Below are 26574 nucleotides of genomic sequence, written 5' to 3' on the forward strand. Positions count from 1 at the left end.
CCGGGGTTTCTATTTTTGGTGCATCCACGGTTACTTTAACCGAACCTGTAACACAATTGGCAGGGTTGCTCACTTGGCATACCTTATAGTCTATCGTATACGTTCCTCCCGGTGTGTTTGGCGGAACTGTAACGGTACCGTCCGGGTTCAAAATAAACCCTGGAGGCGCTTTTATAATGGTAACGGTTACATCGCCCGGTTTTGTTCCGATGGTTACGGGTTGATCGTTTATTTTAATATCGGATGTTATCGGAGGAGTGGTACCCGTTTTAGGGTCCACCACAAGGGTTGGCGTTTGAGCCGGAGTTTCTATTTTTGGTGCTACCACGTCTATTTTAACGGTAGCTGTACCACAAATTGAACTGTTCAAAAGGTTGCAAATCGTATAATCAAAGGTATAGGTTCCTGCTGGTGTATTTGGTTTTACACTTACTGCACCGGTAGCGGTGTCAAAATCTATTCCTGATGGCAACGCTTTACCTGCCAAAGCAATTTTTAACTCATTGGCTTTTGCCACACCACAATTTAGTACATCATTGTCTAAAACATTTACAACCATACCTCCTACTGCACCATTTACGGAAGCTACTGCATCATCGGTCGCTTTTATCAAACTATATACAGTAACTTTCTGCTCGCAAGTAGCCTTATTACCGCTATTATCCGTAGCGGTCCAGACTACTGTCGTAACCCCCACCGGAAATGCAGCCGGTGCATTATTGGTTACTAATGTAGTTCCGGAATTATCGCTAACAGTTGGTGCAATTAGGGCAATTGTTGCCGTACACAAACCGTCGTCTGCCTTCGTTGCAACATCTGCCGGACAAGTGATAACCGGTTTTTCGGTATCGGTAATGGTAATGGTCTGATCACAAGAGGCTGAAACATTTCCAGCATCGTCCTTCGCGGTCCAACTAATGGTGGTTTTCCCCAAAGGATAAGCAACCGTTAGAGCCAAAGCATCCGAACGTACTCCCGTGAAAGTAACCGCAGTTGAACAGTTGTCAGTCGCAGTTGGGTTGGTGATCGTAACGTTTGCATTGTTTTTGCCTGCATCAGCCGTTTGTGTAATATTGGCCGCACAAGTGATAACCGGTTTTTCGCTATCGCTAATAGTAATAGTCTGATCGCAAGAGGCTGAAACATTTCCAGCATCGTCTTTAGCAGTCCAACTAATCGTGGTTTTTCCCACAGGATAAGCAGCCGTTAGAGCCAAAGCATCCGAACGAACTCCCGTGAAAGTAACCGCAGTCGAACAATTGTCAGTCGCAGTTGGATTGGTGATCGTAACGTTTGCAGTACATTTTCCTGCATCGGCCGTTTGACTAATGTTGGCCGCACAAGTGATAACCGGTTTTTCGGTATCGGTAATCGTAATGGTCTGATCGCAAGATGTCGAAACATTTCCAGAATCGTCTTTAGCAGTCCAACTAATCGTGGTTTTCCCCAAAGGATAAGCAGCCGTTAAAGCCAAAGCATCCGAACGAACTCCCGTGAAAGTAACCGCAGTTGAACAGTTGTCAGTCGCAGTTGGATTGGTGATCGTAACGTTTGCCGTGCATTTTCCGGCATCGGCCGTTTGGCTAATGTTGGCCGCACAAGTTATCACCGGTTTTTCTGTATCGGTAATAGTAATAGTCTGATCGCAAGAGTCTGAAACATTTCCAGAATCGTCTTTAGCAGTCCAACTAATCGTGGTTTTTCCCACAGGATAAGCAGCCGTTAGAGCCAAAGCATCCGAACGAACTCCCGTGAAAGTAACCGCAGTTGAACAGTTGTCAGTCGCAGTTGGGTTGGTGATCGTAACGTTTACAGTACATTTTCCTGCATCGGCCGTTTGGCTAATGTTGGCCGCACAAGTGATGACCGGTTTTTCGGTATCGCTAATAGTAATAGTCTGATCGCAAGATGTCGAAACATTTCCAGCATCGTCTTTAGCAGTCCAACTAATCGTGGTTTTTCCCACAGGATAAGCAGCCGTTAAAGCCAAAGCATCCGAACGAACTCCTGTGAAAGTAACCGCAGTTGAACAGTTGTCAGTTGCAGTTGGGTTGGTGATCGTAACGTTTGCATTGTTTTTGCCTGTATCAGCCGTTTGTATAATATTGGCTGCACAAGTGATAACCGGTTTTTCGGTATCGCTAATCGTAATAGTCTGATCGCAAGATGTCGAAACATTTCCAGAATCGTCTTTAGCAGTCCAACTAATGGTGGTTTTCCCCAAAGGATAAGCATCCGTTAAAGCCAAAGCATCCGAACGAACTCCCGTGAAAGTAACCGCAGTCAAACAGTTGTCTGTCGCAGTTGGGTTGGTGATCGTAACGTTTGCCGTGCATTTTCCTGCATCGGTCGTTTGTGTAATGTTGGCCGGACAAGTAATAACCGGTTTTTTGATATCGGTAATCGTAATGGTCTGATCGCAAGGTGCCGAAACATTTCCGGCATCGTCCTTCGCCGTCCAACTAATGGTGGTTGTGCCCAAAGGATAAGCATCCGTTACAGCCAAAGCATCTGAACGGATTCCCGTGAAAGTAAAGACTGTCGAACAGTTGTCAGTCGCAGTTGGTTTTGTGGGGATAACATTTGAAGTGCATTTTCCGTAATCGGCCCCCTGGTTCATGTTGTCTGCACAAGTAATGACCGGTTTTTCGGTATCACCAATTACCACCTCTATAGGATCAGAAGTCTGATCGCAACCCGTTAAACTACTTGTAGCTTTTACTTTATATTTTCCACTGGCTGTTACCACAAGTGTTTCTTTAGTTTCCCCATTGATAACAGCATCGTCTTTATACCAAACAAAACTAGGATCATTTACAGTAACACTATTATTAGTAACACTAGCTTTAATATTGGTAGTTGCTGTTAAGGTGGTGGTTGAACAAGCTTTTGAAGCTCCCGACAGACTAACCGTGATTTTATCGAATACGGCAACCTTTATATCAGATTTGGCGCTTTTGCAGCCCGAACTTGTAACCTGTTCTACTTTATAAGTGGTTTCACTCGATAAAGCCGGAGTGGTGTAGTTGGGTCCTGTATACAGTAAAGTGGTCCCGGCTGCATCATACCAATTAACGGTTGCGCCAGACACAGCAGAGGCATTAAGCGTTGCCGAACTCCCTTCACAAACCGTTTTATCGGCGCCTGTAACAGGCGGCACAGTTAATTTAGCCGTAAAATGTACCGCATCTAAAAGATTTCCTTTCGCTGGATCACCTCCTACGGATGAAACAGACTCGAAAATAAACCTTGTACTTTTTTGGGAAGCCGGTATAGTATACGTTCCGGTATAGACCTTCCAGGCCGTATTATCTGTTGAAGCTCTGGTTACTTCGGTATAAGGGCCTCCCGGAGGACCGGCTTTTAACACCATAGTATCGGTACCATCTCTTCCCCTATGGGAAAGCGAATAAGAAAAGCTAGAGACTTCTGAAGTATCAAAATCCTGATACAATCCCGCTGCAACATAAGCATTAAGTTCAACAAACTGGTCTCCCTCATAGGGTGAAAAATTATATCTGGCCTCTGTTATTGTTTGTGCGTTCCAAAATTCTATCTTTCCATCGGGAGCCGTCGTTTTCCATCCCGGAACTTGGTTTTGATCAATAATTGAGGTTTCAAGCTTTGTTCCGTCGGTAATCACAGGAGACTCAAAACTCGGGTTTATAGTATTTACGGCTTCACAGTCCTTGGTAACGGTAATGGTTTGATCACAAGATGTCGAAACATTTCCGGCGTCGTCCTTCGCTGTCCAACTAATAGTGGTTTTCCCCACAGGAAAATCAGCCGTTAAAGCCAAACCATCCGAACGAACTCCTGTAAAAGTAACCGCAGTTAAACAGTTGTCAGTCGCAATTGGGTCGGTGATCGTAACCGTTGTATTGTTTGTGCGTGCACTGACCGTTTGGTTAATGTTGGCCGGACAAGTGATAACCGGTTTTTCGGTATCACCAATTACCACCTCTATAGGATCAGAAGTCTGATCGCAACCCGTTAAACTACTTGTAGCATTTACTTTATATTTTCCACTGGCTGTTACCACAAGTGTTTCTTTGGTTTCCCCATTGATAACAGCATCGTCTTTATACCAAACAAAGCTGGGTCTATTTATAGTAATACCATTACTAGTAACAGATCTAATATTGGTAGTTGCTGTTAAGGTGGTGGTTGAACAAGCTTTTGAAGCTCCCGACAGGCTAACCGTGATTTTATCGAATACGGCAACCTTTATATCAGATTTGGCGCTTTTACAGCCCGAACTTGTAACCTGTTCTACTTTATAAGTTGTATTAGCAGATAAAGCCGGAGTGGTGTAGTTGGGTCCTGTATACAGTAAAGTGGTCCCGGTTGCATCGTACCAATTAACGGTTGCGCCAGACACAGCCGAGGCATTAAGCGTTGCCGAACTCCCTTCACAAACAGTTTTATCGGCACCTGTAACAGGCGGCACAGTTAAATTAGCCGTAAAATATATCGCATCTAAAAGATTTCCTTTCGCTGGATCACCTCCTGCGTATGAAACAGACTCGAAAATAAACCTTGTACTTTTTTGGGAAGCCGGTATAGTATACGTTCCGGTATAGACCTTCCAGGCCGTATTATCTGTTGAAGCTCTGGTTACTTCGGTATAAGGGCCTCCTGGAGGACCGGCTTTTAACACCATAGTATCGGTACCATCTCTTCCCCTATGGGAAAGCGAATAAGAAAAGCTAGAGACTTCTGAAGTATCAAAATCCTGATACAATCCCGCGGCATAATAAGCATTCAATTCAACAAACTGCTTTCCCTCATAGGGTGAAAAATTATATCTGGCGTTTGTTATTGTTTGTGCGTTCCAAAATTCTATCTTTCCATCGGGAGCCGTCGTTTTCCATCCCGGAACTTGGTTTTGATCAATAATTGAGGTTTCAAGCTTTGTTCCGTCAGTAATCACAGGAGACTCAAAACTCGCATTTATAGTCTTTACGACACAGGCGCTGTTATCGGTAATAGTAATGATTTGATCGCAAGGTGCCGAAACATAAGCTTCGGAACCTCCCTTATATTCGGTAGCGGTCCACGAAATGGTAGTTTTTCCAATAGGGTAATCAGCCGTTAAAGCCAAACCATCCGAACGAGTTCCTTTAAAGATAAAAGAACCATAACAATTATCGGTAGCCGTTGGGTCTACAATCGCGATACTTGCAGTATTTTTTCCGGGATCGGTCGTTTTTGTAATGTTGGCCGGACAGCTTATAACGGGTGCTTTTTCATCGGCAACCACAGTTATGGGAGCTGAAGTTTGCTCGCAACCCGATTTAATATCGGTAACTTTTACTTTATAAGTTCCACTTCTCTCCACATAAAATTGTTTCCGATTAACGTCAGGACTAGTGGAAATGACGTCGTTTTTGTACCAAACATATGTATAATCAGATACATCGGTAAACTTCGCTACTAATCGTGACATACATTCATTTCCAGATTGGTTCTCTATACTAACCTCGCCCAATACATTAACCTGAATTTCGGAGAAATCGCTTTTGCAGCCCGACTTCGAAACCTGCTGCATTTTATAAAAGGTAGTACTCGATAAAGCCGGAGTGGTGAAGCTTTCTCCTGTATACAGTAAAGTCGTACCGGTTGAATCGTACCAATTAATGGTTCCGCCAGGAATAGCAGAGGCACTAAGCGTTGCCGTATTCCCTTTACAAACACCTCCTGCGGGGGCCATAACGGGCGGTGCCTCTACAACACCCTTAAAATCTACCAGATGTATAAAATTATTTGCATCTCGCATTAAAAACTTCCCGTCCTCGTCGTAATAGTCATATCGATTAGCTTCGAAAAGAAACCTTGTCTTGGTTTGATTGGCCGGTATTTGATAACTTCCTGTATAATTCCTCCAAGCCCCAGTTCCTTGTGCTCTGACTACTTCGGTATAAGGACCTCCCGGAGGACCGGCTTTTAATACTACATCAAACGCTTGATATGCTGAACCATAGCCTCGATATCTACCATAATGTTGAAACGAATAACTAAAGCTACCACCGGCGTACCCTGAAGTATCAAAATCCTGATATACTCCCGAGGCAGCACTCCCGACACTATTATATGCAACTTCAACATACGGGGGGCTGCCATCATAATTGTTCCTAATCAATATGTATCCATTCGGAGCTGTGGAATTCCATCCCGGAACATCATTTGGAGAAAAATTTATTGATTTACTTCCGTTGAGCGGAGTAGCTCTAAAATCTCCATTTATAGTTGCGGCACATTGGCTGTGCACCATATAAGGAAGCAATAGCATCCCTATTATTTGGAGCAAAAAAGAATACCTGATGTGTTTTTTAGACAGCACATCAGGAAAAGCATGGGTTTTAAAACTAATATTTTGCATAGGTAATTTTGTTATTCATTAAAAAATCAGGTCTTTAAGATTGTTTTAGGCTAAACCATAAACGGTTTCCACTTTCTGTAAAAAAATAAGGTTGGAGCTGAGGTCATTAAATAAACGGGCCGGGCAGCTTATGGGTTTGTTTGAGTGGTAACGGTACCCGCAGGAACGACTGACCGCAGTTGCTGTTAAAGGCCTATAGCCCTCGCCAATCGGCAGTAGTGGTTTACGGTTTAAAGAAACTTCGGGAATGTAATTTACTCCGTCTGTTCGCAGTCGCTCGAGTCTCCCTTCGGTCGAAATGACAACTTTGTGATGGGGCACTGTATCTAAGCCTGTAGATCGGTCCGGTTTTGCTTGCCCCATACTGCTTGCGTATAAGTAGTTTTTTTTCATAATCCTTACATTTTGAGACAAATATCTAATAACAGTAAGAATTTTACGAGCAAAATCAACATACCCGAGTAAGGACGTAATAAGTGCGTCTGTATGGGTAATAAGCGGTAGTATAAGGTAGTTGGAGTATGTTTTTTTGTGTTTTTTTGTGAAATGTGAGATGTTTTTTGTGAAATGTTAGATGTGGGATTTGGAATTTGGGATTTGGGATTTGGGATTTGGAATTTGGGATTTGGAATTTGGAATTTGGAATTTGGAACGGGGGGCTTCGACTTCGCTCAGCCTGACGAAGGGTTGTCGCAAAGGTTTATCGCAAAGTTGTCCTTTCGACCGGAGGGAGAAATCTTCGCAAGTAGCTCCGCAACGAGTTTATTTATCAGCTGAAAAGTAGGTGTGGTTTGTTGATTTTAGAATGATGATTAACGATTTTTGATTTTTGATCTCATCTTACTCAATACTCCAATTGTTGATTTTAGAATGATGATTAACGATTGTCGCCCTGAGCGAAGTCGAAGGAGGCAATTGTAGCGGGGGCTTCGACTTCGCTCAGCAGGACAAAGGCTTGTCGCAAAGGTTTGTCGTAAAGGCTTGTCGCAAAGTTGTCATTTCGACCGGAGGGAGAAATCACATGCTGAATTCGACAAAGGTTGACAATATTCTATACAGAATTTCTGTTGTGATTTGCTTCGCCTGTTCGCTATCGCTCGGGTTTGCTAATCCTTTTAATCTTTATAATCTGTGGCTTAATACCTCAACACATAGATACATAGGTACTGCACCTACAAAAAGGCGTTTCACTTCATTTAAATGCACATAACTTCTTGATTTTAGAATGAAGATTAACGATTGTTGATCTCATCAACCAATAGGCTATTTACTGATAAATACGTATCCTGCTTTTTCATGAGTTTGAGCGTTACTATCCCTGTATTTTAAGACATAATAATAGGTTCCGGCCACTTCGCCGTTTCCTCCAGTGAAAACACGATCTTCATTGTTGTAGCGCTCACATTTGTATATCAGCTTGCCCCAGCGATTGTAGATTTCTACGGTATTATCCGGATAACATTCGAGCCCCTGGATATAGAAACGATTGTTCAGGGAATCTCCATTTGGAGAAAAGGCATTGGATACCTTAATCTCACAGTTGTTTGCTGGTCCTTTAATTTCTATAGTAACGGAACCTGTACTGCAATTGGCAGGGTTACTCACTTCGCACATCTGATATTCGACCGTATAACTCCCTCCTGCAGTGTTTGGCGGAACAGTAACCGTACCGTCGGGGTTTAGCGTAAATCCTGCTGGCACTTTTGTACCGGTAAGGGTTACCTCTCCCGGTTTGGTTCCGATGACTACCGGCTGACCGTTTATTTTAACATCGGATACTATCGAAGGCGTAGTGCCTCCTGTAGCCCCAATAACAAAGGATGGCGTTTGAGCGGGGGTTTCTATTTTGGAGGCTTCAATTTCTATTTTAGCTTTACATGAAGTACAATTGGCAGGAATGATCACTTCACACAACTGATATTCGACCGTATAACTTCCTCCAGGTGTATTTGGCGGAACGGTAACTGTTCCGTCGGGGTTTAGCGTAAAGCCTGCCGGCACTTGTGTAGCGGTAAGGGTTACTTCGCCCGGTTTGGTACCAATGACTACCGGCAACCCGTTTATGGTATTGCTGGATACTATCGAAGGCGTAGTACCTCCTGTAGCCCCAATAGTAAAGGATGGCGTTTGAGCAGGGGTTTCTATTTTTGAACCTTCGATCTCTATTTTAACTGAACCTGTACTGCAATTGGCAGGGTTACTCACTTCGCACAGCTGATATTCTACCGTATAACTTCCTCCAGGTGTATTTGGTGGAACGGTTACTGTTCCGTCGGGGTTTAGCGTAAATCCTGCTGGCACTTTGGTACCGCTAAGGATTACTTCACCCGGTTTGGTACCGATGACTACCGGCTGACCGTTTAGGGTATTGCCGGATACTATCGAAGGTGTAGTACCTCCTGTAGTGCCAATCGTAAAGGATGGTGTTTGAGCAGGGGTTTCTATTTTTGAACCTTCAATTTCTATTTTAGCTTTACATGAAGTACAATTGGCAGGAATGATCACTTCACACAGCTGATATTCGACCGTATAACTTCCTCCAGGTGTATTTGGCGGAACGGTAACAGTTCCGTCGGGGTTTAGCGTAAATCCTGCTGGTACCTGTGTAGCGGTAAGAGTTACTTCGCCCGGTTTGGTACCGATGACTACCGGCAACCCGTTTAGGGTATTGCCGGATACTATCGAAGGTGTAGTACCTCCTGTAGTGCCAATCGTAAAGGATGGCGTTTGAGCAGGGGTTTCTATTTTGGAAGCTTCTACCTCTATTGTAACTGAACCTGTACTGCAATTGGCAGGATTGCTTACTTCGCACAGCTGGTATTCAACCGTATAACTCCCTCCTGCTGTGTTTGGCGGAACGGTAACTGTTCCGTCAGGGTTTAATGTAAAGCCTGACGGCACTTTTGTACCGGTAAGGGTTACTTCGCCCGGTTTGGTACCGATGACTACCGGCTGACCGTTTAGGGTATTGCCGGATACTATCGAAGGCGTAGTACCTCCTGTAGCGCCAATCGTAAAGGATGGCGTTTGAGTTGGGGTTTCTATTTTTGAAGCTTCGATCTCTATTTTAACTGAACCTGTACTGCAATTTGAAGGATTCAAAAGATCACAAATCGTATAATCAAATGTATAGGTTCCTGCCGGGGTATATGCATTTACACTTACTTTACCCGTAGCAGTATCAAAATTTATTCCTGCGGGTAAGGTACCTGCCAAAGCAATCTTCACCTTAGCTACTGTCGCTGTTGTGCAATTCAGCAAGTCATTGTCTAAAACATTTACAACCATACCCCCTACAGTACTATTTACAGGAGCTCCCGAATCATTGGTCGCTTTTATCGAACCCAATACCGTAACCTGCTGTTCGCAGGTTGCTACATTACCATTATTATCAATGGCGGTCCAGCTAATGGTGGTTGTACCTATAGGATAAGCGGCAGTTAAAGCCAAAGCATCTGAACGCACTGCCGTGAAAGTAAAGGCAGTTGAACAGTTATCAGTAGCAGTTGGGTTTGTGATCGTAAGGTTTGCACTGCATGTTGCGGCATCAACCGTTTGTGTAATGTTTGCCGGACAAGTGATAACCGGTTTTTCGGTATCGGTAATTTTAATGGTTTGTACGCAAGATGACGAGATATTTCCCGAAGCATCGGTAGCCGTCCAGCTAATGGTGGTTATACCTATAGGATAAACAGCGGTTAATGCCAAAGCATCCGAACGCACTCCTGTGAAAGTAAAGGCAGTCGAACAGTTGTCAGTCGCAGTTGGATTTACAATAGTAACTTTTGCACCACATTTTCCTGCATCGGCAGTTTGTTCAATATTGGATGGAATGATTAGGATTGGTTTTTCTTTATCGGTAATGGTAATGGTTTGTGTACAAGGTGTCGAAACATTTCCCGAAGCATCTGTCACAGTCCATGTAATTGTCGTGATCCCGGTTGGATAAGCAGCCGTTAAAGCCAAAGCATCCGAACGCACTCCTGCGAAAGTAAAGGCAGTCGAACAGTTGTCGGTAGCCGTTGGGTTTGTGATCGTAAGGTTTGCACCGCATGCTCCTGCATCAGTAGTTTGTGTAAGGTTTGCAGGACAAGTGATAACCGGTTTTTCGGTATCGGTAATTTTAATGGTTTGTACGCAAGATGACGAGATATTTCCCGAAGCATCGGTAGCCGTCCAGCTAATGGTGGTTGTACCTATAGGATAAACAGCGGTTAATGCCAGAGCATCCGAACGCACTCCTGTGAAAGTAAAGGCAGTCGAACAGTTGTCAGTCGCAGTTGGATTTACAATAGTAACTTTTGCAGTGCATTTTCCGGCGTCGGTAGTTTGTGTAATACTTACCGGACAGCTGATGATTGGTTTTTCGCCATCGGTAATGGTAATGGTCTGTGTACAAGGTGTCGAAACATTTCCTGAAGCATCTGTGGCAGTCCATGTAATAGTGGTTACGCCAGTAGGATAAGCCGCGGATAAAGCCAAAGCATCCGAACGCACTCCTGTGAAAGTAAAAGCAGTGGAACAGTTGTCAGTCGCAGTCGGGTTTGTGATCGTAACGCTTGCACTGCATTTTCCTGTATCGGTCGTTTGTGTAAGGTTTGCCGGATATTTTAGAACCGGTTTTACAGTATCGGTAATGGTAATGGTCTGTGCGCAGGGAGTCGAAACATTTCCCGAAGCATCTGTCGCAGTCCATGTAATAGTGGTTACGCCAGTAGGATAAGCAGCCGTTAATGGCAAAGCATCCGAACGCACTCCTGTAAAAGTAAAAGCAGTCGAACAGTTGTCAGTCGCGGTTGGGTTTGTGATCGTAACGCTTGCGTTGCAAGTTCCCGGATCTGTAACCTGAGTGATGTTTGCCAGACAGTTTATGATTGGTTTTTCGCTATCGATAATCGTAATCGTCTGTGTACAGGCTGCCGAAACATTTCCCGAAGCATCGGTAGCGGTCCATAAAATGGTGGTTATGCCAGTAGGATAAGCCGCGTTTAAAGCCAAAGCATCCGAACGGACTCCTGTGAAAGTAAAAGCAGTCGAACAGTTGTCGGTAGCCGTTGGGCTTGTAATCGAAATGTTTGCGCCGCATTTTCCTGCTTCAGCAGTTTGTGTAATGTTTGCCGGACAGGTTATAACGGGACTTGTGGTATCAGCAACTTCCACAGTTGCTACGTCAGAAGTCTGATCACAAGAAGTCACACCATTTATAGCTCTTACTTTATAATTTCCATTGGCTGTTACAACCAGTGTCGATGAAACCTGCCCATTGATAATTGCATCGTCTTTATACCAAACAAATTTTGGAGAAGCAGCATTGGTAACTGCCGTTAAGGTGGTGGTTAAACAGGCTTTTGCCGCTCCGGATAACGTGATCACAGGTTTGGGAGTTACTGTAACATTTATATCGGATAAACCGCTTTTGCACCCTGAACTACTAACCTGTTCTATTTGATATTTTGTATTACTAAATAAAGCCGGTGTGGTGTAACTTAGTCCGGTGTGAAGTAAAATCCCGCTTGAATTATACCAATTAACAGTAGAGCCCGGTTTGGCAGAGGCCGTAAGTGTTACCGAATTTCCTTCGCAAGCAGCACTGCCGGCACCTGTAACTGGTGGCGTACCCAAAGTTGCGGTAAAATTTATTGCATCTAATAAATTCCCCATAGCTACATTACCTGTCGAGGTTAAAACAGCCTCGAAAATAAACCTTGTCGTATTTTGGTAAACCGGTATCTGATACGTTCCGGTATATGCTTTCCAGGCCGTATTTCCTGTTGCCACTCTGGTTACTTCGATATATGGCCCTCCCGGAGGACCTGCTTTTAACACCATAACATCGATACCCTTTCTTCCTCTGTGGGCAAACGAATAATTAAACGTAGTAGCTTCTCTAGTATCAAAATCCTGATACAATCCCGCTGCAACGTAAGCATTAAGTTCGACAAACTGATTTCCTTCAAAGGGTAGAAAATTCTCTGCGTTTACTCTGGCCCAAATTTCTATAGATCCATCCGAAGCTGTCGTTTTCCATCCCGGAACCTGACTTTGATTCACTATCCCGCCCCCCACTGGCAGCTCAAAACCTGGATTTACAGTATTTACCGTACATTGACTGTGTGCGATATAAGGAAGCACGAACAGTGCTATTCTCAACAAACAAGAATAACCTCTGTATTCTTTATAAAGTAAATTGAGAAAATCGAGTTTTTTAAAACTAGTATTTTGCATATGTTGCTATTTTTTTAATTTAAGAACCTGAATTTGGAGTAGGATCAAAACTGTTTTGAAGTCACAATCCTCGCCCAGAGGAATAGATACTGTTTTGAATGAAATTATGGTGTGATTTTGAGCTAAAAATGATTCCTGTTATTTGTATTTAATAGGCATCGCAATATCCCGACATTTTGCTAAATGTTCTTTTTGCATCATCTAAATGACTTAGAAAATTCCGTGCTGTTTTGCTAATTGTAATTTTATTTAATCGGATAAAAGCGGCAATCATTAGTTGGTTTTCTTCCCTGACGGTAAGGCTTCCGACATAATTATTGGCTATCTCCGGATTTACAATAGAGCACCAGAACAGCCCGGTTGCTTTTTTCTGCATTCCCCAACTGCTTACTCTTCTGGGCAGATTGAGACCGGTTTTGCAGGATTGGTTATTTTAATCTTTTGCACACAGAATGCCGAGATATTTCCTGAAGCATCTGTGGCAGTCCATACAATTCTGGTAATGCCTTCCGGGTAAGCGGCGGTTAGTGCCAAAGCATCGGAGCGGACCCCAACAAAAGTGAAAGCAGTCGAACAGTTGTCAGTCGCAGTTGGATTTATGATCGTAACGTTTGCACTATTTTGCCCTGCATCGACCGTCTGATTAATGTTTGCCGGACAAGTTAGCATTGGTCTTTCAGCGTCGATAATGGTAATGGTTTGTGTACAAGCTACCGAAACATTTCCAGCAACATCTGTGGCAGTCCATGAAATGGTGGTTACGCCAGTAGGATAAGCAGCCGTTAAAGGCAAAGCATCCGAACGAACTCCTGTGAAAGTAAAGGCAGTCGAACAGTTGTCGGTCGCCGTTGGGCTAGTGATCGTAACATTTGCGTTGCAGGTTCCCAAATCTGTAACCTGAGTGATGTTTGCCGGACAGTTTAGGATTGGTTTTTCGCTATCGGTAATCGTAATAGTTTGTGTACAGGCTGCCGAAACATTTCCCGAAGCATCGGTAGCAGTCCATGAAATGGTGGTTACGCCAGTAGGATAAGTAGCCGTTAAAGCCAAAGCATCCGAACGAACTCCTGTAAAAGTAAAAGCAGTCGAACAGTTGTCAGTTGCAGTTGGGCTAGTGATCGTAACGCTTGCGTTGCATGTTCCCAAATCTGTAACCTGAGTGATGTTTGCCGGACAGTTTAGGATTGGTTTTTCGATATCGGTAATGGTAATCGTCTGTACACAGGATACCGAAATATTTCCAGCGGTATCTTTGGTTGTCCATGTAATAGTTGTTGTCCCGGTCGGATAAGGATCGGTTAATGCCAAAGCATCCGAACGAACGCCTGTGAAAATAAAGGCAGCTGAACAATTATCAGTAGCCGTTGGGTTTGTAATCGTAAGGTTTGCGCCGCATGTTCCGGCATCAGCCGTTTGTGTAATATTGGGCGGACAGCTGATGATTGGTTTTTCGCTATCGGTAATCGTAATGGTTTGTGTACAGGCTGTCGAAACATTGCCCGAAACATCGGTAGCGGTCCATAAAATGGTGGTTGCCCCTACCGGGTAAGCCGCGGTTAAATCCAAAGCATCCGAACGAACCCCTTTAAAGGTAAAGGTTGTCGAACAGTTGTCTGTCGCCGTTGGGTTTGTGATCGTAACGTTGGTAGTGCATTTTCCTTTATCGGCAGACTGGTTAATGTTTGCCGGACAGCTTATCAGGGGACTAGTGGTATCCGTAACGACCACCGTTTTTGCATCCGAAGTCTGCCTGCAGGAAGTACTACCATTTACAACGCTTACTTTATAACTCCCATTGGCTGATACAACAAGTGTTGCTGCTGTTTGTCCATTGATAATTGAACCGTCTTTATACCACACATAACTTGGCACAGGGACATTGGTAACTGCTGTTAGGGTTGTTGTTAAACAAGCTTTTAGCGCTCCCGATATAGTGATAACAGGTGCGGGATTTACGGTTACATTTATATCCGATAAACCACTTTTGCACCCTGAACTACTAACCTGTTCTATTTGAAATTTTGTATTACTAAATAAAGCTGAAGTGGTGTAACTTGATCCTGTATGAATAAAACTCCCCGCCGAATCGTACCAATTAACAGTAGAGCCAGGTTTGGCAGTAGCTGTTAGTGTTACCGAATTTCCTTCACAAACAGCAGTACTGGTGCCTGTAACTGGTGGTGTACCTACAGTAGCGGTAAAATTTATTGCATCTAACAAATTACCCATAGCTGCATTACCCGTTGAGGAGGAAACAGCCTCGAAAATAAACCTTGTCGTATTTTGAGAAGCAGGTATTTGATACGTTCCGGTATATACTTTCCAGGCCGTATTTCCTGTTGTCGCTCTGGTTACTTCGGTATAAGGACCTCCCGGAGGACCTGCTTTTAGCACCATAACATCGGTCCCCTTTCTTCCTCTATGGGCAAACGAATAATTAAACGTGGTCGCTTCTCCAGTATTATAATCCTGATACAATCCCGCTGCAACGTAAGCATTAAGTTCGGCAAACTGATCTCCTTCAAACGGGGGAAAATTCTCTGCGTTTACTCTGGTCCAAATTTCTATAGATTCATCCGGAGCTGTCGTTTTCCATCCCGGAACCTGACTTTGATTCACTATCCCGCCCCCCAAAGGATACTCAAAACCCGGATTATTAGTGATTACCGTGCATTGACTATAGGAAAGATAAGGTAGAAGAATGAGTGCTGCTTTCATAAAAAAAGCAAACACTTTAAACTGGGGGTTTTTCATGTTTTAATTTGTTATTCGTTAAGAAAATCAGGAATCCGAAAATGTTTTCATCTCCATGAATAGTAAGGCGGCTTTACATTTGTAACTGTTGGTGCAGTAAAAACGAACAGACCTGACGGGTTACCATTCGTAATTATTATCCAGTCACTTAATCTTTTAAAGCAACTCCGGCCTTATTATTCTTTGGTTATTTGGTACAGGATCTAAGACTGTAGATCCCCTGAATTTGCTGCCTCCATAGCAATTTGCGTAGAAGTATTTTTTTTTCATATCCTTCCTTTTTTTCGCAAATATCCGACAAGATGTACGTTTTTTACGTCAAAATAAACCCCCTTCCAAAAGGACGTAATAAGTGCATCTGTACAAGTAATAAGCGGTATAATAAGCAGTTATAGAATTATTCTGTTTGGAGTATTAAACAAAAATGCATCCCTTCAAAAACGGTGCTATTTCTTGCAATTTACCCCCATTTTTCAGCTGTTTGTTACAGTATTGGAGGTAAAATTTCGTCAAAATCAAATAATATTTTATTTATGCTGCGAAAACTGAACTTCTCTTAATAATACATCCGCCCCATTCGGATGTTGGTAAAAATCTATATTTTTGTTAGAAATAGAAGATTTTACCTACTTCAACTCAAATTATTATGGAACAAGCCATTCAATCAGAAATTTACAAGATTCAAAAGCCGGAACACTGGGCCACTGTTGTTACCGATAATCAACTTATTGACTACATAAAAGAATCGGACTTCTCTCAAAAACAAGCCGACGAGGGACGTGATTATTGTTATTTTTTAGATAAAATTTATTACACCAACGATAACGAAAACAGTGAATATGCCTGCCTGGCCTATACGCTGAATGAGCCTTCTAATTTAGAAAGAGCCTCGGTTGTCGATGTAGTACTCGAAGAAAATGAGACCTATGTGATACACCGAATCAGTGTGTTGCGGGATGGTGTTTTGGTAGACAAAATTGCCGATACTAAAGTTAAAATACTCGACAGCGAAAACCAAAGCGGCGGCGGTGTTTTGAGCAGTAATAAAAAGATCAATATTACCATAAAAGACCTGCGTCTGTATGATATTCTGATCATGGAAGATTCGAGAATTAAAATATTTACCGAACGTGATTTTCTGCGTAAAGAGTTCTCCAAATATGTGTGGGTAGGCCCTGACAGTTACTGGGCTTACGGAAAGTACAAGTTTACTTTTAAAAATGATCGCGAGAAAACGATTGCCTACAAAAAAACGTTTTTTAGAGACGAAGACGGAAATGTACTGGCTCCGGAGGTCAACTATTTGAAAAAAGGAGAAGCCTATGTTCGCGAAGAAGAAAACTACATCAATTTTGTAGATTCGAACCGCGAGGTTTCTTCTTATATCGATTTTGCTACCGCAGCCGACTGGAAGGAGTTGTCTAATTACATCTCTCCTATTTATGAGACGATTTTCGACCAATCTTCCCTGGTGGATTTTGCTCCGGATTTAGTGGAAAAACTGGACAAGATTGATTCTAAAGACGATCAGTTGCAATTTGCCATAGAATATGTTCAAAACCACATCAATTATATTTACAATGCCGACGAGATGAACGGCCATAAACCGCAGGAACCTGCCGTAACCTTTGCCAACAAACAAGGAGACTGCAAGGCAAAGTCGGTTTTGCTAAAAGTAATTTTAGATTATATCGGAATTGATTCTTCGATTATTCTGGTCAATTTCGGTACTGACTTTTATATCAAGTACTACTTACCATCGCTACTGACTTTTAATCACGTCATTGTTAAAATCAATTACAAGGACGAAAGTTACTTTGTAGATGCGACCCTACGCGATGAATTTGGATTAATCGAAAACCGCGGTTTTATTTTCTTCCTGCATTATCTTGAAGTAAAACCAAATTTGGAATTACAACACAAACCACCTCATCGTTTTTCGTATTATGCCGTAGACGAAAAATCGGAATTTGTGGCACAGCAAAATGTGGGTAAACTAAAGGTAACAACGGTGTACAAAGGTAATCGCGCCAACAGCATGCGCCGATATTTTAAAAATACCAATAAAAGAGAGATTATTGACAGCTGGAATAATTTCTTCTTTTATACCTTAAATTATACGAATGACCGAAACGGAACGGATCTGAGAAAGATTTTTAAAGATGCCGCAATTGAAATTGTCAGCGATGATAAAAAAAGTAACGAGTTTACAGTGGAGTATCAAACCACTATTGACAATCCTTATTTTTCAGACGGTCAAAAAAATCGCTTCTTGATGTATTTTGATGCTAATATCGTTAAAAACAGGGTAAGGGATTTTATACACCAAGACATTTCTTTCTGGCACAATTTTGACAATGAAAGATATGAAATCACTCTGGTAACCGATCAGAAAATCGATGTTACCGAGAAGTTCACCATACAGGAAAGCACGATCAACAATCCGTATTTTGATTATGTGAGCCGCAAAAAAATCAACAAAAACGGAGGAACTGTTACGATCGATTATAAACCTTTAATCAACTTAGAAATTCCCGAAAACGACTTTGAAGCTTTCAGGGAAGCGCATAACGAAGTCGCAGACAGCAATTATGGAATTGGGGTTGATATTATCGAAGAAGGTTTGCTGAACAAGCTGAAATTCAATTTCAAAAAATTAGTGAAATAATCATATCAAAAGAGCTATTATTTAAACACGAATTACACGAATTGTCACCAATTTTAATCCGCTAAGCTTGTGGTGTTTGAATACAAGTGCTGCTGATTGGAACGCTAAATTTTTAACACATAGAAACATAGATTTTGGATTGCTAAAGGAGGATACAAAAAGAAATAAATTTCTTTCGCATAGCTGAATATGTGCTTTATTTGAAGTGAAACGCCTTGCCCTGCATTTTTAACTATGTATCTATGTGTTTAAATAATATTTACACCAATTTTAATCCGTTAACCTTGTGGCGTTTGAATACAAGTGCTGCTGATTGGAACGCTAAATTTTTAACACATAGAAACATAGATTTTAATTCTTAAAAAGAGGATACAAAAAGAAATAAATTTCTTTCGCATAGCGATATGCGTTTTATTTGAAATGAAACGTCTTTTTATGGGTGCAGCACCTATATCTATGTGTTTAAATAAGAATACCAAAAAAGGGGCTACAATTGGCCCCTTTTTTATATATGTAATCTATCTTTTTGTGTTTAAAACTTAAAGCAATTCAAAATTTGCTTTTAGTTTAAGGTCAGCTGATGAGGTGCCAATCAGTACTTCAAAATCTCCGGGTTCTGCGGTCCACTCTAATTTGCTAGTGTAGAAAGACAGTTTCTCTTTGTCGATTGTAAATTCGATTGTTTTAGATTCTCCGGCATTTAGTTTTACTTTTTGAAAATCTCTCAATTCCAGAACCGGACGAACTACCGATCCAAATTTATCTTTTAAGTACAATTGCACGACTTCTTCTCCGGCTACTTTTCCAACATTGGACAATTGAAAAGAAACTTTGATGGTTTCGTTGCTGGTCATTTTAGTCGAAGACAATTTCAGATCGGTATAATTGAATTTTGTATAACTCAACCCGTATCCAAAAGGAAATTTAGGAGAGTTTTTCAGATCGATATAAGCCGATACATAGTTTTTGGCATCTTCGTCTTTAGCGGGTCTTCCGGTACTGAAATGATTGTAGTAAATAGGAATCTGCCCTACTTCTCTCGGAAAAGTCATAGGCAATTTTCCGGACGGATTGTAGTCTCCAAATAACACATTGGCGATGGCGTTTCCGGCTTCGGTTCCCAACCACCAGGTGTACACAATGGCCGGAACATTATCGGCTGTCCAGTTAAAAATAAGAGGACGCCCTGCATTTACCAAAACAACGACCGGTTTTCCGGTTGCCTGAATGGCTTTTACTAAATCTTCCTGTACCCCCGGCAAATGAAGATCGCTTCGGCTTTTGGCCTCACCGCTCATATCACGTCGTTCTCCGATACTCAAAATAACAACATCGGCTTGTTTAGCTGTTGCCACTGCTTCGGCAAAACCGTCTTTGTTGTCTCCGTCTACTTCACATCCTTTGGCATAGAGCAATTTGGTGTTTTTGCCTACTTTCTTTTGCAAACCGTCCCATTGCGAAACCACCCATTTGTCATAATCTACCTCCGGCAATTCAACCGACCAAAATCCCATATTGGCTTTGTATTCTTTAACCATCGGACCTATGAAGGCGATTGTTTTTACGTTTTTTGAAAGGGGTAATGTTTCGTTGTCGTTCTTTAATAATACTATACTTTTTTGAGCTACTTCCAGCGCTGCTTTTCTGTTTTCAGGATTGCTTAAAGCTTTTTCTGCTCTTTTTGGATCGGAATAACGGTACGGATCCTCAAATAATCCCAATTCGAATTTCTTGCGTAAAATACGTCTTACGGCATCATCAATCAAATCGACAGACACTTTACCTTCTTTAACCAATTCTGCCAGATGATAGCGGTACGCATTACTTTCCATATCCATATCGCTTCCTGCTGTAATCGCAGCAAGTGCAGCAGCTTTCAGATCTTTGGAGTAGCCGTGTGCGACCATTTCGCCTATCGATCCCCAGTCGGATACTACGAATCCCTGAAAGTTCCATTTTCCTTTTAAGAGGTCACGCTGTAAATGCACATTTGCTGTGGCCGGAATTCCGTTTAAGTCGTTAAAGGAGTTCATAAAAGTGGCTGCCCCGGCATCAAGAGCGGCTTTGAAAGGAGGCAAATAGGTTTCCAGAAGCATTCGTTCGCTCATGTCTACCGAGTTGTAATCTCTTCCGCCCACCGCTGCACCGTAAGCGGCAAAGTGTTTTACGCAAGCCATAACCGAGTTGAGATCTCCCAGTTTATTGCCCTGAAAACCTTTTACTCTGGCATAGGCTATTTTAGATCCGAGATAGGTATCTTCTCCGGCGCCTTCCATTACGCGTCCCCAACGCGGGTCACGGGCAATGTCGACCATTGGTGCAAAGGTCCAGTGAATACCGCTTGCTGAAGCTTCTGTCGCTGCCACTCTGGCCGCCAGTTCGATTGCTGGTAAATCCCAGCTGGCTGCTTCGGCTAACGGAATTGGAAAGGTGGTTTTGTAACCGTGAATGACGTCCTGACCAAATAACAATGGAATTTTTAAACGAGACTGCATCGCCAATTCCTGATACTGTCTGGTATAGGTTGTTCCCACCACGTTTAACATCGAACCGATAAGTCCTGCCTTTATTTCGGCCTGTTTGTTTGCGTTTATGGTAATGGGCCCCGTTGCTGCGTTGTCGCCAGTGTATTGATTGAGCTGACCCATTTTTTCCTCAAGGGTCATTTTTTTCAATAGCGCATTTACCTTTTGATCTACTGTTTCTTGTTGGGCTGCCGCAACAAACGACAGCAGCAGTAAAGTGAATGTGGTTATTTTTTTCATACTTAATTTAGATTTACCATACGTAAGTCGCTACCGAACCCGCGTCCAAGGATGTTGTAACTTGTTTTTGATTCTCTTTTATATTGAAGGTCTCTGTGTTTGCACCATCGTTTTCAACAATTAAAACGGTTTTTCCGTCTGGTGTTTTAAAGGCAACATTATACAAATTTCCGCTAAGGTTGCTGGCAATCCTCACAGAACCTTCGGGAACAAATTTTGAAGCGTGCCCAATAATATAATAACCTACTTCTCTTTTAATGTTCTGATTTTTATCAATCATCAAAGCTCCTTTACAGGTCGAACATCCACCCGGAGTAAAGGGTTCATATTTTTCGTTATTGGCTAGTCCCCACGAAAGTGCGTTGACGCTCCAATTGCGCATAGAACCAATGACCACATTTTTCACACTCCATTTTAAATCAGACTCAAAGCTGCTGCCCGATCCGGTATATTGTTCTGTAAAATACAACTCTTTTTTGGGATAGGCGTTATGAACGGTGGTTAAAGCGCTAATGTCTCCTTCATACAAATGAAAGGCTGAACCTGCCACAAAAGGCAATGCTTTTGGATCATTCAGAATGGTTAAAGGATATTCGGGTTTGTTGCAATTGTGGTCGTAAACTACAATTTTGGTTTTGATTTTAGCTTTTGCAAAAGCGGGACCTAAATTGGTTTTAATAAATTCTGCCTGCTGCAATGCCGTCATGTACATGCTTGGGTTGTTTCCCGGATGCAGTGGTTCGTTTTGTGGTGTTATCGCATCAATAACGATTCCGTGCGCTTGCATTGCCTGTATGTATTTTACAAAATAATCGGCATAAACCTGATAGTATTTGGGCTGTAAACTTCCGCCTTTCGAGCTTCCGTTGTCTTTCATCCAAACGGGCGGCGACCATGGCGAACCCATAATTTTGAGCTTTGGGTTTATGGCCAAAATCTCTTTTAAAAGTGGCACCACATCCTTTAAATCAGGTCCCAGATCAAAGTGCTCTAATTTTAAATCGGTTTGCCCTTCGGGCAGATCATCATACGAAAAAACTCTTTCATTCAAATCAGAAGCGCCAATACTAATTCGCAGATAACTCAAGCCAATAGCGTCCTTTTTTCGGGAAAACAATTCCTGAAGCAGTGCTTCTTTTTTGGCTTTATCGAGTTTTAGAATGTTTTGGGCACTTCCCCCCGTTAGCGAAAATCCAAAACCTTCGATCGTCTGAAACTTTTGGGAAGCGTCTACCAAAATGGTCGAATTCGAATTGGTTTCAGCCTTAAAAACCAAATCACTTTGCTTTTGAAGTTTTGAAGCTTCATTAGTAGTGGTGATCCAGGCTTCGGCTTTTCCGGACCGGGCAACGGCGTTGTTTGAAGTTCCACATTTTATCTGAACTGCGATGAGCGGCAGCAAGAGTAAAATCTGAAGTTTTTTGTTGATGTTTTTCATTTTAATCTATTTCTATTAAGACAGGCAAGTGATCCGACGGATATTTTAAATCCCTGGAGTCACTTAAGACTGCGTGTTTTTGAATTTTTAATCCGCTGTTTTTAGAGATAAAAATATAATCCAGTAATAAGGTTACCGCTTCATTGTGTTTGAAATTATTAAAGGTACCGGAAGGGCCAAAAGGTTTTTCTTTCGAAACCTCTTGCGTATCCTCCATCACTTTTTTGATCTCTTTAATTTGTTTGGTATCCGGTTCTGAATTAAAATCTCCCATTAAAAACACCGGGTAATTTTTAGTATTGATTTCTTTTATTTTAGACAGCACCAGCTCTACTCCTTTTACACGGGCCACCTCGCCCATATGATCAAGATGCAGGTTGAAAACCCAAAACTCTTTTTTCGTTTTTAAATCTTTAAACAATCCATAGGTGCAAACTCTGTTACAGGCAGCGTCCCAGCCTCTTGAAACCACAGTTGGTGTTTCCGACAACCAGAAGGTGTTGCTGTGCTGTACCTGAAAACGATCTTTTTTATAGTAAATCGTGCAGGCTTCTCCTGTTCCTTTCTCCTCTCTTCCTATTCCAAATTGGTTGTAATCCTTAAAAGCAGAGGTTATATCGGCCACCTGATTGGGCAATGCTTCCTGAATTCCAAAAATATCCGGACTGTAAAATCTGATTTGAGAATTAAAATAATCTTTCCGGTTGGGCCAGGCGTTTTCTCCGTCAGAAGCCACATCCAAACGAATATTATAGGTCATCAATTTTACATTCTGGCCATAAAATGAGCCACTAACTAAAAGCAGAAGCAGTACGAGAGCAATTGTGTTTGTCTTTTTCATCTTAAAAAAATTTGATTCGTAAAGCTAACATTTCATTGGTCTCAAAGAAAAATATAAACTTCAAAATAATGTTAATTTAACCCGTTGGATGTATTTAAACACATAGAAAGTTTGCAGTCACAGTATACAGTCACAGTCACAGTTTACATCTAACATTTCACATCCCACATATTTTTTTAATCCTTTTAATCTGTGGCGGTTATTTAAACATACCTACTCTCTTATTAATACCTCTTTATGCCTCTATTTTTTCTGTTCTGAAAAATCTAAGTAATTCAGGTTGAAACCTCCTTTTTCGAAAACAACTTTAATTTTTTGTGTTCCGGCGTTTAGAGCTACTCCCGATAAAACAACCGTTTTCCATTTGTCTTTTCCTCCTGTGGCCGGCAGCGTAAGGACTTCAGATTTCTTTCCATCTTGTGTTTCGAGATACAGTTTCCCCTCTGCATTTTCACCCGAATAGCGAATCGCTACTTTGTATGTTTTTGGTTTCGCTACCTGCGCAGTAAACTGTAACCACTCTCCGTCTTCGATAAAGGAAACCTGATATCCGTTTGATCCGGCATCTTTGCAGGGCAGAATGTCTACGCCATCATTTCGCATGGTATTTCCTTTGTTCCACTCCTCAAATTTTCCGGTTTCAACTCTGTAGTTTATAAAATCTGTATCGGAATAGGCATATCCATTGGTTCCTAAATCGTATTGCGTTGCTGCAATTTTCCCCGGAATGAAGTGTTTTTTATAGGGTTTGGTGTCGTTGGTTTGTACCTGTCTGAACATGGCATCAATTACATCCGGTTTTACGGTTACCCTTTCCATTTTATAATTATCGGCCATTTTCATTAAAGTCTTTTTCGCAAAATCGGCAGCTGGTTTTGGACCGCCTTCTTTCCAATATTTTAATAAAACATCGTATTCCGGAATCTTAGTTACAGAAGTAACTCCTGCTATATTTTCGATCTTTTTCATAGGCCAGAACGCCCATCCGATATTGTTGCTTTCTACCAATGTCAAGACATCCTTGAACCAGACATTCGAGTTTTCGCCGCTTTCTCCAAGCCAGATCGGCACATTGTATTGCGTTCGGTAATCGAGCATTTTCTGAATCGACGCTTTGGTATTGTAGTTCCAGTATTTATGAAAACTCAATGCCATATTCTCATCCCATAAAGGAAAAATTCCGTTGTAATTATTCCCCCAACAATTTCCTTCGATAAAAATTAAATGGTTGGTATCGACTTCCCGAATGGCTTTTGTAACCCGAACCATCAAATCTCTTAAAGGGCCGTTGGAGTTTTCGTCACAGCCGTTTTTGTTTGTTCCGGTAAAATTCCAATTGGGTTCATTGATAATGTCGTAAGCCCCTATCCACGGGTTGTCTCTGTAGCGCGATGCCAGTTTTTTCCAGAGGGCAATCATTTTTTTCTGATTGGCTTCACTCTCCCATAAGGAGGGTTTGGTAGTATCATAATCTGAAATTGCAGCATCATTCCCCTGACCTCCGGGAGCAGCGTGCAGATCGAGAATAAGGTATATTTTATTTTCGGCACACCATTTTAATAAATTGTCGGTCATGGTAAATCCCTCTTCGATCCAGGTAATTTCTCCATTTTTTTCTTCCTGAATGGATGGGGTATACAAATTATAGTGCATCGGCAAACGAATCGAATTGAAGCCCCAGGCCGCTAAAGAATCGATATCGCGTTTTGTGATTCCGTTTGCTTTATAGGCTGCATAAAACTCTTTTGTGCCCTGTTCTCCAATGACCTCCTGAATTTTTTGTTTGATGACATATTGAGGACTTGCGAAGGGCTGCGTTTGTAACATATAGCCTTCCTGTACCATCCAGCCGCCCAAACCTAATCCTCTTAAGACGATGTTTTTTCCATTTCCATCCACAATTTTCTGCCCGTCTCTGTGCAAAAATCCCTGTCCAAAAACAGTAGCCGAAAGCAGCAACTGTACTGCTATAATTATTTTTTTCATCTGAAAACTATTTATTTTTTTCATCAATTATTCGATTATTTCCATGTGTAAGTCCCTACCGCTCCTGCGTCTAAGGATGTTGTAATCCACTTACCGTCAAACTTAATATTGAAATTTACACTGCCCGATCCGTCATTTTCCACAAGGAGAACCTTTGAACCTGAGGGCGTAAGAAAAGCTACATTTTGAAGACTCCCGTTTATATTGCTGCCAATTCTGACTGAACCTGCCGGAACAAATTTAGACGCATGCGCAATAATGTAATAAGCTACATTACGCTGAAAACTTTCGGCCGAATTAATGGTTAGTGCGCCTTTACAAGTAGTACAACCGCCTGCCGTGTGAGGTTCAAAAGCCGCATTGTTGGCTAAATTCCATTCCAATGCATTTTTGCTCCAGTTGCGCATCGAACCGATGATTACATTTTTAAGATGCCATTTTAAATCTCCTCCAAAATCACCTGTTGAAGCTGTAAATTGTTCTGTGAAATAAATATTCCTGGCCGGATAAGCCGTATAGACTTCCGAAAGTGCCGAAATGTCGCCGGCATATAAGTGAAAAGCCGAACCGTCGACAAAAGCATATGCAGCAGCATCGGCCAATATGGTTTTGGGGTAATTGGGATTGTCACAATTGTGATCGTATGCAATAATTTTGGCCGTAATATTGGCCGTTTTAAAGGCAGGTCCTAAATGGTTTTTAATGAAATCTGTTTGTTCTAAAGCCGACATTTCCATACTTGGATTATTGCCGCCATGCAAGGGTTCGTTCTGAGGCGTTATGGCATCAATGGTGATTCCTTCAGCTTTCATTTGCTGAATGTATTTTACAAAATACTTCGCGTAGACTTCGTAATATTTGGTTTGTAACTTCCCTCCAACAAAGCTGTTTTTGTCTTTCATCCAAAGAGGCGCAGACCAGGGTGTTGCCAAAATTAAAATCTTGGGATTAATTGCCAGAATCTGTTTCAAAAGCGCAAGGACTCCGTTTCGGTCTTTGTCTAAGCTGAACTTTGCCAGATCTAAATCAGTGTCTCCAACAGCGATATCATCATAGGTAAAGGGTTCCGAATTTAAATCGGAGGCTCCAATACTGATTCTGATGTAACTCACTCCGATGGCTGTTTCTGAGGTACCAAACAGTTCCTGTAAAAGTGCTGCTTTTTTTGTCGCATTTAATTGATTGATGACGCTCGCACTTCCACCGGTCAGGGTATAGCCAAAACCATCGATGGTCTGGTATTTTTGATCTGCATTTACTTCAATGTTTGGATAACTATTAGGGATGGTGTTAAATCCTAAGTTTCCGGGTTGCTTTGCCAGTAAAACACTCTGATCTCCTTTTGTCAGCCAAAAATCGACATCATTCGCCACTGTAACTGGCGGTACGACCGGAGGAACAACGGCATCATTGGATGACGAACAACTCAATTCTAAAACGAATACAAGCGCAATTAAAATTTTATTTCGGTTTTTCATTGTTACTGTCAAAAGGGATTTGATTTAAGTTTGAAAT

11 protein-coding genes are annotated in these 26574 nt (G+C 41.9%); 1 reads left to right on the forward strand and 10 read right to left on the reverse strand.

Annotated elements, in window-relative coordinates; all coding sequences use genetic code 11:
• From ACN1CN_RS20850 to ACN1CN_RS20870, 5 genes are all read right to left on the reverse strand, one after another.
• Window positions 1-6382 (reverse strand): HYR domain-containing protein (locus ACN1CN_RS20850; protein ID WP_419137358.1); only part of this gene is annotated, 6382 nt, incomplete at its 3' end.
• 45 nt (window positions 6383-6427) lie between these two features.
• Window positions 6428-6745 carry a hypothetical protein gene (locus ACN1CN_RS20855; protein ID WP_419137360.1) on the reverse strand — a complete coding sequence of 106 codons (318 nt, stop codon included), beginning with the start codon at window positions 6743-6745 and terminating at the stop codon, window positions 6428-6430.
• A 900-nt stretch (window positions 6746-7645) separates the two neighbouring features.
• On the reverse strand, window positions 7646-12607 hold the full coding sequence (locus ACN1CN_RS20860) for an HYR domain-containing protein (RefSeq protein ID WP_419137362.1): 4962 nt from the start codon (window positions 12605-12607) through the stop codon (window positions 7646-7648).
• Between the two features lie 148 nt (window positions 12608-12755).
• Window positions 12756-12983: a hypothetical protein gene (locus ACN1CN_RS20865; protein ID WP_419137364.1), complete on the reverse strand. Its 228-nt coding sequence runs from the start codon at window positions 12981-12983 to the stop codon at window positions 12756-12758.
• 11 nt (window positions 12984-12994) lie between these two features.
• A complete protein-coding gene (locus tag ACN1CN_RS20870) occupies window positions 12995-15361 on the reverse strand; it encodes an HYR domain-containing protein (protein WP_419137366.1) in 2367 nt (788 codons plus the stop codon).
• Window positions 15362-16007: 646 nt separating this feature from the next.
• On the opposite strand from ACN1CN_RS20870, the gene ACN1CN_RS20875 reads away from it, so the two are divergent.
• Window positions 16008-18029, forward strand: a complete 2022-nt coding sequence (locus ACN1CN_RS20875) for a DUF3857 domain-containing protein (RefSeq protein ID WP_419137368.1) — start codon at window positions 16008-16010, stop codon at window positions 18027-18029.
• Window positions 18030-18568: 539 nt separating this feature from the next.
• Here the strand turns inward: ACN1CN_RS20875 and ACN1CN_RS20880 are convergent.
• The 5 genes from ACN1CN_RS20880 to ACN1CN_RS20900 all read right to left on the reverse strand — a co-directional run bounded on the left by ACN1CN_RS20880 (window position 18569) and on the right by ACN1CN_RS20900 (window position 26549).
• Complete coding sequence (locus tag ACN1CN_RS20880) at window positions 18569-20794, reverse strand: glycoside hydrolase family 3 N-terminal domain-containing protein (RefSeq protein ID WP_419137369.1); 2226 nt, start codon at window positions 20792-20794, stop codon at window positions 18569-18571.
• Window positions 20795-20807: 13 nt separating this feature from the next.
• The gene (locus tag ACN1CN_RS20885; protein WP_419137371.1) at window positions 20808-22232 is read right to left on the reverse strand and encodes a glycoside hydrolase family 30 protein; all 1425 of its coding nucleotides are present in this window, start codon (window positions 22230-22232) and stop codon (window positions 20808-20810) included.
• 1 nt (window position 22233) lies between these two features.
• Window positions 22234-23073 (reverse strand): endonuclease/exonuclease/phosphatase family protein, encoded by an 840-nt coding sequence (locus ACN1CN_RS20890; protein WP_419137373.1) that lies wholly within the window; start codon window positions 23071-23073, stop codon window positions 22234-22236.
• 243 nt (window positions 23074-23316) lie between these two features.
• A complete protein-coding gene (locus tag ACN1CN_RS20895; protein WP_419137375.1) occupies window positions 23317-25059 on the reverse strand; it encodes a cellulase family glycosylhydrolase in 1743 nt (580 codons plus the stop codon).
• A gap of 35 nt (window positions 25060-25094) precedes the next feature.
• The gene (locus ACN1CN_RS20900) at window positions 25095-26549 is read right to left on the reverse strand and encodes a glycoside hydrolase family 30 protein (protein ID WP_419137377.1); all 1455 of its coding nucleotides are present in this window, start codon (window positions 26547-26549) and stop codon (window positions 25095-25097) included.
• Window positions 26550-26574 lie beyond the last annotated feature (25 nt).

This window comes from Flavobacterium sp. T12S277, from assembly GCF_048514875.1.
In the GTDB taxonomy this organism is placed as follows: Bacteria; Bacteroidota; Bacteroidia; order Flavobacteriales; family Flavobacteriaceae; genus Flavobacterium.